Here is a 13,108-nt window from a genome sequence, read left to right on the forward strand (position 1 = left end):
TCGCAGATCGGATGATTTTCCGGTTCGCCGCTGGTTGCAGCTCGGCGTCGCATCCGCGGGTATGGGCGCGGCATTGCTGGGGTTCACCCTCGTGGGCCCGGGCCCAGGCACAGCGAGCGCTGACACCGGCGCCGAGTCGTCGGCATCGTCGGATTCCTCCCATGCCACCAAGTCGGACAGGGCGGGGCGGTCGGCATCGAGCTCGGATGATTCCGGCGATGCGGGAACAGCGGGGAACGACGCCGAATCCGACACAGACGACGGTGACGAGTCGGAGGCTGACAACGCCGAAGATGCGGACGACGATGCCGACGACGACGCCGCCGCCGATCTCGACGACGCGCAGGAAGCCGACGAGGACACCGAAGACACCGAGGACACCGGGGCCGAGACCCCGGCAATGGACGAACCGGACATCGAGGCCTCGGTCGACGAGGTGGACCTCGTCGGCGCCCCGGTGGAAACTGAAACCACCTCTACGGCAACGACTTCAGACGCCGGCCCCGAAGCGGACGACGAGACCGCACCTGCCCCGTGGAGCGACGTCGTCGCCCAGTTCCTCGACGACTGGACGACGCGTCACATCGCCTGGATCGACACATTGCAGGTGTCGGACCAGCGCAAGCTGCGGATGGAGGAGTCGTTCTACGCCATGCGGCGGGCGTTCTTCAACCAGGCGCCGACTGTTGATCCGGTGCAGATCACCGGCGTGATCGACGGACCGATCACCGGTGCGGTCTACGCGGACGACGCCGACGACGATCGCATCGTCTACCGGATCGTCGAGGGTCCCAAGGCCGGTGCCCTGCGGTTCCACGCCGACGGCACCTACACCTACACACCGGGTGACGACTTCACCGGAGTGGACACCTTCACCGTCGTCGCCATCGACGCGGGTCTCCATGTCAACCTGTTGAACCTGTTCCGTCCCTTGGGAACTCGGGCCACGTCGCTGATCAACCAGGGTGCCGTCAAATTCGAGTTCAACTTCACCAACGATCCGGACAGGCAGCAATGGACCCCTGCCCGCATCGCCGCCCTCCAGCAGGCTGCCGACCAACTGATCTGGTATGTGCGTGTCCCGAAGGCCGTGGTGCTGACCTACGACGTCGTGGTCTACAACGATCCGACGTCGCTGACATTGGCCAGCGCCAGCGGCGAGCTGATGGCCGAGGTGGCGGGTTTTGTCCGTACTCGACCGCAGCACGAGATCATCACCGGCGAGGACACCAACGGAGCCACGGCCGACGGCAACATCACCGTGAACTTCGGCAAGAACTGGTCGTTGGGTCCGGTGATCGGTCCGAAAGAGTCGGACTTCGTCGGCGTGATGATGCATGAGCTGCTGCACTCGTGGGGCTGGGGCAATTTGGGCGCCGCCGGCCTGAGGCGGGCGATCTACTCGTCGTTCATCGTGACGAGGAACCGCGAACACGCTTTCAACGACGACACGACGTGGAATCCGGCGTACAACCCGAATGCGATCGGTCAGAACGGCGGGCTCTATTTCGGTGGTGCCAACGCGGTCGAAGAATACGGCGGTCTGGTTCCGGTCTACACGCCGGCGACGTTCGCGGGAGGCAGCTCCATTCATCATCTCGACGACTTCACGTTCGTCGGTGACGACTATCAGTTGATGAATGCCATTCGACCGGACGGGCTCAAATGGCAGACGTTGAGCGACCTCGAGATCGCGATCCTGAAAGACCTCGGCTACAACGCCGTCGCCCTGCCGAATCCGCCTCAAGATGAGGAAGATTCGGTGGATCCTGTCGATGTCTGGACTGAAGACACGATCAAGCGCATCGACGAACTGAACGTCTCCGCGCAGACCAAACTCTCGCTGGAGCAGTCGTTCTTCGCGATGCGCCGCGCGTTGTTCAACCGGGCACCCACGCTGAACCCGGTTCAGATCACCGGCGTGGTCGACGGTCCCATCACGGGCAACATCAACGGGGACGACGTCGACGAGGACGACATCTCCTACCGGATCGTCGAGGGCCCGAAGACGGGCTCGCTGCGGCTGCACGCCGACGGCACCTACACGTTCACCCCGAACGAGAACTTCAACGGCGTCGACACCTTCACAGTCAGGGCGATCGACGAGGGCCTGCACATCAACCTGGTAAACCTGTTCCGTCCCATGGGTACTGACGGCTCCCAGCTGATCAACCAGGGCGCCATCAAGTTCACGTTCGACTTCAAGGACGACCCCGACGGCGTGATCTGGCGGCAGGAGCGTCTGGATGCCGTCAAGCGGGCCACGGACGAACTCATCTGGTACTTCCGAGTGAACAAGCCCGTGCTGCTCAGCTATGACGTCTTCGCCGACGACAACCCGAACAGCCCGACGCTGATGTCAGCACGGGGAGAGTTGATCACCGCACAGCCCGGCTTCGTCCGCAGCTTCATCCAGCACGAGATCATCACCGGGGAGGATCTGAACGGCAGCGGGGCCGACGGTCGTATCACTGTGAACTTCGGGCACAACTGGGCGCTGACGGACATCGTCGGCAGCGACGAGGTCGACTTTGTCGGCACGATGATGCACGAGGTGCTGCACTCGTTCGGGTGGGGCGCGATCACCGATGCGAACAGCACAAGGATGTTGTACGCCTCGATGATCACGACCAAAGACGGGCAGAAGGTCTACAACAGCGACACGACCTTCAATTCCGCATACGACGACCATCTCGTCGGGCAGTACGGGGGCCTGTACTTCAGCGGAGCCAATGCTGTCAAAGAGTACGGCGGGTTGGTTCCGGTGTTCACGCCCGAAAAGTTCGCCGGTGGCAGCACCGTGCACCACCTCGACGACGCGACCTTCACCGGTGACGACATGAAGATGATGAACGCCGAGGTCCCCGACGGTGTGAAGATCTGGACGTTGAGCGACCTCGAGCTCGCGATCCTGAAGGACCTTGGCTACACCGTCGTTCCGCTGCCGGACACCGACTAGCCTTCGAGAACATCTCGTAGCAGGGCGACCAGCTGCTTCGGCTGGTCGCTCTGCACCGAGTGGCCCGAGTTCTCCACGATGTGCACCTTCTGGAAACCCGGTGCGGTGCGGGCGAATTCGGCGGCGTCGTCGTCGTTGACGAAAAATGAGTTCGCGCCGCGGATCAGTGTCGTCGGGGTGGTGAGCTTCGGCACGTCATCCCACAGGCCCTCGAAACCCTCGCCTTTGCGGATGCTGTCGTAACGCCATGTCCAGGTACCGTCGTCGAGTCGCTTGGCGTTGTGGAAAACCCCGCGCCGCAACGATTCCCGGTCGCGGTGGGGTGCGGCAGCGACCGTCACCTCGAGCATCGCGTTGAACGTGGGGAACGTACGCTCACCCTGCACGAGGGCGACCGTGCCCTTCTGGGCGTCGGTCATCTCGGTGTGACGCTCGGGCGCGGACGGCGTCACGTCGACCATGACGAGCTTGGGCACGAGGTCGGGCGCGGTCACCGCCAGCCGCAATGCCGTCAGACCTCCCAGCGACATCCCGACCACGAGTTCGGCGTTCGGGGCAAGCTCCCGGACAACCGGTTCCACCGCCTCGGCGTTGAACTTCGGCCCGTAGTCACCGTCCTCGCGCCACCCCGAGCGGCCGTGTCCGGGCAGATCCAAAGCCAGCGCCGGAACCCCGAGTCCAATGATCACCGTGTCCCACGTGTGGGCATTCTGGCCGCCCCCGTGCAGGAACACCACACGCGGCGTGTCGTCGCCGAACTTCAGCCCGCTGATCGGGCCGGCGTCGACACGGGTCACCGGGGGCAGTGGTCCGGCCACGCCCGCCTGGCGGGCGTTCTCCTGAAGGAAGATGAACTCGGACAGGCTGGCCAGCTCGTCATCGGCGTCGTCCATGGTCTGACAGTACGCACTCCCGATATTGAGGTGCGCTCTCAGGTGTCGGTGTGCCACCGTCGGAGCTGTGGCAGACGAGCTGACGTTTCGAAGTGCCGAGGATTCCGATTGGCTCGCGATGGGTCTCGTGGCCGCCACCGGTTTCGGCGTAGAGCGGCCCGACGAGACCAACGCCGTCTGGCGGTCGATGACGCCGGCGGACGGCGCCGTCGTCGCGTGCGACGGGGACGATGTCGTCGGAGTGGCGGTGTTCTACGACCTCACCCTCACGGTGCCGGGCGGCGCCGTGCTGCCGATGGCGGGGGTGTCCTGGGTGGCGGTCGCTCCCACGCACCGCCGGCGCGGCGCGTTGAGTGGGATGTTCGCCGAATTACACAGGCGAATGGCGGCGTATCCCGTCGCGGGATTGGAAGCGAGCGAGGCCGCGATCTACGGCAGGTTCGGTTACGGCCCCGCGACGGTGTGGGAGAGCCTCGAACTCGATCGCGCGCAGGCCCGGTTCCATCCCGAGGTGCCGGATCCGGGGGGTGTCCGTGTCGTGCGGCCCACCGACCACCGTGCGCAGCTTGAGGACATCTACGAGCGGTGGCGATTGCAGACTCCCGGCGGGCTGCGTACACCGACCCGCCTATGGGACGAGATCCTCGCCGACCGGGAATCGTCGCGGCAGGGCGGCACGCCGTTCTACTGCCTGCTGCACCCCGACGGGTTCGCCATGTACCGCGTGCGCGGCGACGACGAGCACAAGGACGTCAGCATCACCAAGTTCGCAGCGGTCACCCCGCTCGCCGAGATCGCGCTGTGGCGGGTACTGGCCGGACTGGATCTCAAGAAGACGGTCAGCATCGACACCCATCCGCGGAACCTGTTGCAGTACCTGCTGACCGATCCCCGCTTGGTGCGCACCGTCAACGTCGGAGACGGGTTGTGGCTGCGGATGCTCGACATCCCCGCCGTGCTGCAGGCCCGCACCTACGCGTCGGATCTCGCTGTGGTCCTGGATATTTCAGATCCGGTGCTCGACGGCGGCGGCCGATTCGCGCTCGACATCCGCGAGGGTCGAGCCCGTTGCGCGCCGACCGAGAAGCCCGCCGACGTGCAGGCGAGCCTTTCCGTGCTCGGCAGTCTCTATCTCGGCGCGCACCGGGCGTCGTCGTTCGCCGCGGCCCACCGGCTCACGGGTGATCCGTCGGCGATCCGGGCGTTGGATGACGCGTTCGCGTCGGATGTCCCCGCCGAACTCGGCTTCCCCTTCTGACAGTAGAACGGCGACACACGGTGTCAGCCTGGGTCTCAGCCCTCGATGAACTCCTCCAGCTGCACGCGGGCGAGGTCGTCGGCCAGCTGCTTGGGCGGGCTCTTCATCAGGTAGGCCGAGGCAGCCTCGATCGGGCCACCGATACCGCGGTCCTTGGCGATCTTGGCGGCACGGACCGCGTCGATGATGACGCCGGCCGAGTTGGGGGAGTCCCACACCTCGAGCTTGTACTCCAGGTTCAGGGGCACGTCGCCGAACGCGCGACCCTCGAGCCGGACGTAGGCCCACTTGCGGTCGTCGAGCCACGCGACGTGGTCCGACGGGCCGATGTGGACGTTCTTGTCTTCGACCTTGCCGGCCAGCGAGCCGGAGAGGTTGGAGGTGACGGCCTGGGTCTTGGACACCTTCTTGGACTCGAGGCGGGTGCGCTCGAGCATGTTGAGGAAGTCCATGTTGCCGCCGACGTTGAGCTGGTAGGTGCGGTCCAGCGTGACGCCACGGTCTTCGAACAGCTTGGCCATCACGCGGTGGGTGATGGTGGCGCCGATCTGGCTCTTGATGTCGTCGCCGACGATCGGAACACCGGCGTCCTCGAACTTCTTGGCCCACACGGGATCCGAGGCGATGAAGACGGGAAGTGCGTTGACGAACGCGACACCGGCGTCGATGGCGCACTGGGCGTAGAACTTGTCGGCCTCTTCGGATCCGACCGGCAGGTAGGACACGAGCACGTCGACCTGGGCGTCCTTGAGGACCTTCACCACGTCGACGGCCTCGGCGTCGGAGATCTCGATGGTGTCGGCGTAGTACTTGCCGATGCCGTCGAGGGTCGGGCCGCGCTGCACGACGACGTCGGTCGGCGGCACGTCGGCGATCTTGATGGTGTTGTTCTCGGAGGCGAAGATCGCCTCCGACAGGTCGAAGCCGACCTTCTTGGCGTCCACGTCGAACGCGGCGACGAACTTGACGTCGCGAACGTGGTACGCGCCGAGTTTGACGTGCATCAGGCCGGGAACGCTGGCGTTCTCGTCGGCGTCCTTGTAGTACTGAACACCCTGCACGAGCGAGGACGCGCAGTTGCCCACGCCGACGATCGCGACCCGGACGTCATTGCTTGCGGTCATGACGGCTTCTCCTTGTCCTAACTTCACTGCTTGATTTCGGTGTTACGGCTGCTCGCCGGATGTTCACGGTTGTTCGGCGCGCCCCTGCGCCGACTTCTCCGCCGCGATCAACTCGTTGAGCCAGGTCACTTCGCGCTCACTGGATTCGAGTCCCAGCTGGTGAAGCTGCCGGGTGTACCGATCGAATGAGCTGCTGGCCCGCGCCACTGCTTCACGCAGGCCTTCGCGACGTTCCTCGACCTGGCGGCGACGGCCCTCCAGGATCCGCATCCTGGCCTCGGCCGGGGTGCGGTTGAAAAATGCGAGATGAACTCCGAAGCCGTCGTCGGAGTAGTTCTGTGGGCCGGTGTCGGCCACGAGTTCGGTGAAGCGCTGCTTGCCCGACTCGGTCAGCTGGTAGACCCGTCGCGCCCGTCGCACCTTGACCACGCCCTCGGGAGCGGAGTCCTCGACGATCAGCCCATCGGTCTGCATCCGGCGCAGAGCCGGGTACAGCGAGCCGTAGGAGAACGCGCGGAAGGCGCCCAGAAGACCGGTCAGCCGCTTGCGCAGCTCGTAGCCGTGCATCGGCGACTCCTGGAGCAGGCCCAGAATGGCGAGCTCGAGCATCTGGGAACCTCCTCTAGGGATATATGCGTCGCTACGACGGTCCAACACGTCGGGCAATAGTATCGCGCCGATATATTGAGTGCCACAAGTGGGCCGCGGAGTGGGACAAAACGCCAGCTCAGGGGTTGGCGGGCCAGATGGCCTTGGTGTCGCCGTTGGGGTAGAGCTCGATACGTCCGCCGCCGAAGTCGCTGCTCACGACGATCTCGACGTTGACCGCATCGGGTGTCGCGGGATCCTCGGCGGCTTCGATCCGCAGCCAGACATCGGTGACGTCCGCACGGGCGACGCCGACGGTGTCGGGCGCACCGCGCACGATCGCGAGCGTCTTCTCGTAGTCGAACTTCGACAGGTCGACCAGCTTGGCGTCGGCGCTGACGGTCGAGGGCGAGCTGCTGGGGTCACCCCAGCCGCCGCGGTACTGATAGTCGAGGCTGCGGCGGTTGTCCTGCGGGTCGGGCCGATCGAGGTAGGCGATGTCGCTGTGAATGTCGAGTTCGTAGCCCATCGTGCTGCCGAACTTCTGCCGCATCTGCTCGAACAGGCCCTTGAATCCCCCCAGCGACTGCAGCTGGCGCGGTGGGGTCAGCACCTGGGCGGGAATGCCGTCGTCCTTGGCGCCGGGGTCGGACTCGAAGCTCAGCGGCGACGAGGTGTTGCCGTAGAGCCCCCACCCGATCGCCACCCCGAGCACGATCAGCACGCCGGCCATCGCGGCCTTGACTCCCCAGCCCGGACGCATCGTCGGACGCCTGACCGCCTTCTTGAGCAGCGGCGTCTGCGAGATCGTCTTGTTGGTCTGCAGATCCGACACCAGATCCTGCAGCTGACCCAGCGTCGAGGCGGTGGTCGCGGATTTCACCCGTTCGCCGTGCTCGGCCATCGACAGCTGGCCGTCGGCCAGGGCCGTGTCGAGGATTTGGCACGTCTCGTTGCGATCGCTGTCTTTTGCCCGCGTCCACGAGGTGCGACGCCCTGAGCTGCCCGAAGCCACGAGCAGATCGTAAGAGCTGGCTCACCTTCCGCGCAGGCCAGACTCGATTGCGACCGGTTTCCCACCGTGTCGATGCGATCTCGGGACGTACGTCGAGCCTCGGTGCCTGACCCGCCGACGTACTCTGGTCCTCGTGCGATTGCAGCGACAGGTGGTGGATTACGCCCTGCGGCGGCGCTCCCTGCTGGCCGAGGTGTACTCGGGGCGCACCGGCGTCTCGGAGGTCTGCGATGCGAATCCGTACCTGCTTCGAGCAGCCAAGTTCCACGGCAAGCCCAGTTCGGTGATGTGCCCGATATGCCGCAAGGAGCAGTTGACATTGGTGTCGTGGGTGTTCGGCGACCATCTCGGCGCGGTGTCCGGATCCGCCCGCACCGCAGAGGAGTTGGTCCTGCTGGCCACCAAATACGACGAGTTCTCGGTACACGTGGTGGAGGTATGTCGCACCTGCAGCTGGAATCACTTGGTCAAGTCCTATGTGCTCGGAGCGGTTCCACCCCCGAAGGGGTCACGGGGGCCGCGCCGCACCCAGACCGCGCGCGGTGCAGCGCGCACGGCCAGTGAATAGCGAAGGGCGCCACGACCGGTCAGCCAGAGATGCCCGCGACGGGCAGCGGGCGGCCGACAGCGTGGGCGCGAGAAGACCCGTGAACCGGCCGGCCCGCCCGGATGCCCAGCACCGTCCCCCTGCCTTGCCGCCGGACGACCGGCGCACCGCGATCCTGCCGCCCGTGCGTGACGGCGCACCGCCTCCGACCGGGGACCCGATCGACGCGGTGAAACGGGCGCTCGAGCGTCCGCGCGAGACGCGCCCAGGGTCCGGCCCGCCGAGAAAGCCGCCACTGCCGCCGGGTGGTCGCCCGCCGGGCGGCGGAGGCCCGTACGACGGGGGTCCGACGGGTCCGCAGAAGCGCACCCTGCGCGAGCAGATCAACTGGAAGTGGGTGCGCCGCGGGTCGCTCATCGCTGCGGTCGCGCTGATCGTGCTGCCGCTGCTGACCTTCGGGATGGCGTACATGATCGTCGACGTTCCCAAGCCGGGGGACATCCGCACCGCGCAGGTGTCGACGATTCTTGCCAGCGACGGCAGTGAGATCGCCAAGATCGTGCCGCCGGAAGGAAACCGGGTCGATGTCAAGATCGACCAGATCCCGGTGCCGCTGCGCAACGCGGTGATGGCTGCCGAGGACCGCGACTTCTACTCCAATCCCGGATTCTCGTTCACCGGGTTCCTGCGCGCGTTCAAGAACAATGTGTTCGGTGGCGACCTCCAGGGCGGGTCGACGATCACGCAGCAGTATGTGAAGAACGCGCTGGTCGGTGACGCCCGATCCGGTGTCGGCGGCGTGATCCGCAAGGCCAAGGAGCTGGTCATCTCCACCAAGATGTCCAGCGAATGGTCCAAGGACACGGTCCTTGAGTCGTACCTGAACATCATCTATTTCGGTCGCGGCTCCTACGGCGTTGCCGCGGCCGCGCAGTCCTATTTCGGCAAGCCCGTCGAGCAGCTCAACGTCGCCGAGGGCGCGCTGCTCGCGGCGCTGATCCAGCGTCCCTCGGTGCTCGACCCGGCCGTCGACCCGGAGGCGTCGGCGATCCGGTGGAACTGGGTTCTCGACGGCATGGTCGAGATCGGCGCGCTGTCGCCGGAGGAGCGGGCAGCGCAGGTGTTCCCGGCGACGATCCCGCCGGATCAGGCGAACAACCAGAACCAGACGACAGGTCCCAACGGCCTGATCGAACGCCAGGTCGTCGACGAACTGCTGTCGATTTTCGACATCAACGAGCAGGCGTTGAACACCGAAGGCCTGCAGATCACGACGACCATCGACCCGAAGGCACAGGCCGCCGCGGTGGACTCGGTCAACGAGTACATGGAGGGGCAGGACCCGGACATGCGCACCGCGGTCGTGTCGATCGATCCGAAGACCGGCGGTGTCAAGGCCTACTACGGCGGCTCGGATGCGAACGGGTTCGACTTCGCGCAGGCCGGGTTGCCCACGGGATCGTCGTTCAAGGTGTTCGCGTTGGTCGCCGCCCTGCAGCAGGGAATGGGCCTGGGCTACCAGGTCGACAGCTCGCCCCTCGACGTCAACGGCATCAAGATCACCAACGTCGAAGGCGGCGGGTGCGGCACGTGCAACATCGCCGAGGCGTTGAAGCGGTCGCTGAACACCAGCTACTACCGCTTGATGCTGCAGCTGAACAACGGTCCTCAGGACGTCGCGGACGCGGCCCATCAGGCCGGCGTCGCCGAGAGCTTCCCCGGTGTGGAACACACGCTGTCCGAGGACGGTCAGGGCGGCCCGCCCAACAACGGCATCGTGCTGGGGCAGTACCAGTCGCGCGTGATCGACATGGCGTCGGCGTACGCCACCATCGCGGCGTCGGGGACCTATCACAAGCCGCACTTCGTGCAGAAGGTCGTCAACGCCGAAGGGCAGGTGCTCTTCGACGCCAGCCAGGAGGACAACAGCGGCGAGCAGCGCATCGACAAGGCGGTGGCTGAGAACGTCATCGCCGCGATGCAGCCCATCGCCGGCTACTCCGGCAGGGGCCTTGCGGGCGGTCGTCCGTCTGCTGCCAAGACCGGTACCAACCAGCTCGGTGACACCGGCGAGAACCGCGACGCCTGGATGGTCGGCTTCACGCCGTCGCTGTCCACCGCCGTCTGGGTGGGCACCACGGACGGCACCAAGCCGCTGATCAACGAGTCGGGCGGCTCGGTGTACGGATCGGGTCTGCCGGGCCAGATCTGGAAGTCCACGATGGACGAGGCCCTCGACGGCACCGACAACGAGACGTTCCCGAAGCCCGAGGAGATCGGCGGATACGCCGGCGTGCCGCAGGCACCGCCTCCGCCTCCGCCGCCGTCGTCGACCGCACCGCCGACACCGTCGGAATCGGTGATCCAACCGACGCTGGAGATCGCGCCGGGCATCACGATCCCGTGGGGCCCGCCGACCACCGTTCCCGTCGGACCTCCGCCGGCGCCGGGAGCTTCGCCGGTGCCGGGAGCCCCGCCGGGACAGCAGACGGTTCCGCCGCCCGGAGCGCCCGTCGGCGCCCCAGGCGCGCCGGTGCCGCCCGGTCTGCCGCCGCCTCCGTGACGGCAGCCGACGTCGACGACGAGGCTGCGCGTACCTCACCCGCACCTCTGGCGGGCAACGTGCGCAGCTTCGACGACCGTGATCTGCCCAGTCGCACAGACACTCTCGGTGCGGCGTTCGCGGACACGATCGGCGGGCCGGTCGGCAGGCACGCACTGATCGGACGAACCCGGTTCCTGACGCCGCTGCGCGTCATGATGATCATCGCGCTGATATTTCTCGCGCTCGGGTACTCGACCAAGGCCGCTTGCCTACAGAGCACCGGGTCGGGCACCGCTGACCAGCGCGTCGCGAACTGGGAGAACCAGCGCGCGTACTACGAGCTCTGCTACTCGGACACCGTCCCGCTGTATACGGCGGAACTGCTGAACCTCGGCAAGTTCCCGTACAAGTCCAGCTGGGTGGAGACCGACGCCCAGGGCGAGCCCCATGTCCAGTACGACGGCACACCCGCGGTGCGCTACATGGAGTATCCGGTGTTGACCGGGATGTACCAGTACCTGTCGATGTCGCTGGCCAAGACGTACACGGCGGTGACAAAACTGGCGTCGGTGCCGATCGTCGCCGAGGTCGTGATGTTCTTCAACATCGCCGCGTTCGGGCTCGCGCTGGCGTGGCTGACCACGCTGTGGGCGACGGCGATGCTGGCCGGGCCGCGACGGATCTGGGACGCCGCGATGCTGGCCGCCTCACCGATCGTCGTCTTCCAGATCTTCACCAACTTCGATGCTCTGGCAACGGCTTTCGCGGCATGCGCGCTGCTCGCATGGGCGCGGCGAAGACCGATGCTCGCCGGCGTTCTGATCGGGCTCGGTGTCGCAGCCAAGCTGTATCCGCTGCTGCTGCTCGTGCCGTTGACGCTGTTGGCGTTGCGCACCGGACGGACGCGCGAGATCGCCAAGACGGCGATCACGGCGGGGGTGGCGTGGCTGGTGGTGAACCTGCCGATCATGGTGTTGTTCCCCCGGGGCTGGTCGGAGTTCTTCCGGCTCAACACGCGCCGCGGCGACGACATGGACTCGATCTACAACGTCGTCAAGACGTTCACGGGCTGGCGAGGGTTCGACCCGGACCTGGGCTTCTGGGAGCCGCCGGTGGTGCTGAACACGATCACCGCGGCGCTGTTCGCGGCCTGCTGCATCGCGATCGGCTACATCGCGTTGACGGCGCCGCGGCGGCCCCGCGTCGCGCAGATCGCGTTCCTGGTGGTCGCGGCGTTCCTGCTGACCAACAAGGTGTGGAGCCCGCAGTTCTCGCTGTGGCTGGTTCCGCTGGCCGTGCTCGCGCTGCCGCACCGGCGGATCCTGCTGGCGTGGATGACCGTCGACATGCTGGTCTGGGTGCCTCGGATGCTGTACCTGTTCGGCGAACAGAACATGGGCCTCCCGCAACAGTGGTTCACTGCGACGGTGCTGCTGCGCGATATCGCAGTGATCACGTTGTGCGCGTTGGTGATACGCCAGATCTACCGCCCCGAGCTGGATCTGGTCCGAGGTGGGGGAGTAGACGATCCCGCGGGAGGGGTGTTCGACGGGGCGCCGGACAATCCGCCGCGGTGGCTGCCCGACTGGCTGCGGCCGAGGCCCCGGTCGCTGACTAGTCCGGCGCCCGCCGGGCTCTGAGCCAGGCGGTGGTCGAGGGCAGAAGAACCGACACCAGCGTCGCGATGGGAAAGATGAGGCCCAGCAGCGCGAACCAGCTGCTGCCCACAGCGCCGTACGGGGTGGTTGCCGCAGTGACGTAACCGAGGCTGAGCAGGCTTGCCCCGATCGTGATCGCGCACCCGCCGACCACCAGCTTGCGCCCGGAGAGCTTTCGCCGGGCCAACATCACCGTCCCGGCCGTCAGCACCATCCCGGCGACCACGTTGAGCAGGACACCGAGGACGAGCACGGGGAGCAGGCCGCCGGCGATCCCGACCGACGTCCGAACACGCGAGCCCTCGCGCCACGCGTCGACCCCGGCCAGGTCGAGGATCCCGAACACACCGCCGCTCAGGCATGCCAGCGCGCCGAGCCCGGCCAGCACGGCGGCGACGATGGCGGTGACGCTGCTCGGGGCAGGGCGCGGCGCCGGTTGCCGGAAGGCATAGGGAGCGAAGCCGGGCCGATGACTCGGCGGCTGGCCGGGCGGAGAGGTCACTGATCCCCTTGTGAGGTGC

10 protein-coding genes are annotated in these 13,108 nt (G+C 66.5%); 5 read left to right on the top strand and 5 right to left on the bottom strand.

Annotated features, from left to right (window positions below; translation table 11 throughout):
* The first annotated feature begins 61 nt into the window (after nt 1–61).
* Nucleotides 62–2,959, top strand: a complete 2,898-nt coding sequence (locus ACAG24_RS00585; RefSeq protein ID WP_374150752.1) for an Ig-like domain-containing protein — start codon at nt 62–64, stop codon at nt 2,957–2,959.
* Here ACAG24_RS00585 and ACAG24_RS00590 read toward each other — a convergent pair.
* Entirely contained in the window at nt 2,956–3,852 is an 897-nt protein-coding gene (locus ACAG24_RS00590) for an Rv0045c family esterase (protein ID WP_370470761.1), read from the bottom strand. The genes ACAG24_RS00585 and ACAG24_RS00590 overlap by 4 nt on opposite strands.
* Nucleotides 3,853–3,919: 67 nt before the next feature.
* On the opposite strand from ACAG24_RS00590, the gene ACAG24_RS00595 reads away from it, so the two are divergent.
* Entirely contained in the window at nt 3,920–5,110 is a 1,191-nt protein-coding gene (locus ACAG24_RS00595) for an enhanced intracellular survival protein Eis (protein ID WP_370470762.1), read from the top strand.
* A gap of 35 nt (nt 5,111–5,145) precedes the next feature.
* Here ACAG24_RS00595 and ACAG24_RS00600 read toward each other — a convergent pair whose 3' ends face one another.
* The 3 genes from ACAG24_RS00600 to ACAG24_RS00610 form a co-directional block, all read right to left on the bottom strand.
* Nucleotides 5,146–6,234 carry an inositol-3-phosphate synthase gene (locus ACAG24_RS00600; protein ID WP_370470763.1) on the bottom strand — a complete coding sequence of 363 codons (1,089 nt, stop codon included), beginning with the start codon at nt 6,232–6,234 and terminating at the stop codon, nt 5,146–5,148.
* Between the two features lie 63 nt (nt 6,235–6,297).
* Nucleotides 6,298–6,843, bottom strand: a complete 546-nt coding sequence (locus ACAG24_RS00605; RefSeq protein WP_370470764.1) for a PadR family transcriptional regulator — start codon at nt 6,841–6,843, stop codon at nt 6,298–6,300.
* Nucleotides 6,844–6,961: 118 nt separating this feature from the next.
* Nucleotides 6,962–7,837: a DUF1707 SHOCT-like domain-containing protein gene (locus tag ACAG24_RS00610; protein WP_370470765.1), complete on the bottom strand. Its 876-nt coding sequence runs from the start codon at nt 7,835–7,837 to the stop codon at nt 6,962–6,964.
* A gap of 133 nt (nt 7,838–7,970) precedes the next feature.
* On the opposite strand from ACAG24_RS00610, the gene ACAG24_RS00615 reads away from it, so the two are divergent.
* The 3 genes from ACAG24_RS00615 to ACAG24_RS00625 are packed head-to-tail and all read left to right on the top strand — an operon-like array spanning nt 7,971 to nt 12,569.
* Nucleotides 7,971–8,405 carry a DUF5318 domain-containing protein gene (locus ACAG24_RS00615; RefSeq protein ID WP_083142634.1) on the top strand — a complete coding sequence of 145 codons (435 nt, stop codon included), beginning with the start codon at nt 7,971–7,973 and terminating at the stop codon, nt 8,403–8,405.
* A complete protein-coding gene (locus ACAG24_RS00620; protein WP_370470766.1) occupies nt 8,398–10,947 on the top strand; it encodes a transglycosylase domain-containing protein in 2,550 nt (849 codons plus the stop codon). The genes ACAG24_RS00615 and ACAG24_RS00620 overlap by 8 nt, the downstream gene beginning before the upstream one ends.
* On the top strand, nt 10,944–12,569 hold the full coding sequence (locus ACAG24_RS00625; RefSeq protein WP_370470767.1) for a glycosyltransferase family 87 protein: 1,626 nt from the start codon (nt 10,944–10,946) through the stop codon (nt 12,567–12,569). Before ACAG24_RS00620 ends, ACAG24_RS00625 begins: the two co-directional genes overlap by 4 nt.
* On the opposite strand, the gene ACAG24_RS00630 is transcribed toward ACAG24_RS00625, so the two are convergent.
* Nucleotides 12,544–13,089, bottom strand: a complete 546-nt coding sequence (locus tag ACAG24_RS00630; RefSeq protein WP_370470768.1) for a hypothetical protein — start codon at nt 13,087–13,089, stop codon at nt 12,544–12,546. The two genes, ACAG24_RS00625 and ACAG24_RS00630, sit on opposite strands and share 26 nt — an antisense overlap.
* Between the last annotated feature and the right edge of the window lie 19 nt (nt 13,090–13,108).

The organism is Mycobacterium bulgaricum, assembly GCF_041287165.2.
GTDB lineage: Bacteria > Actinomycetota > Actinomycetes > Mycobacteriales > Mycobacteriaceae > Mycobacterium > Mycobacterium bulgaricum.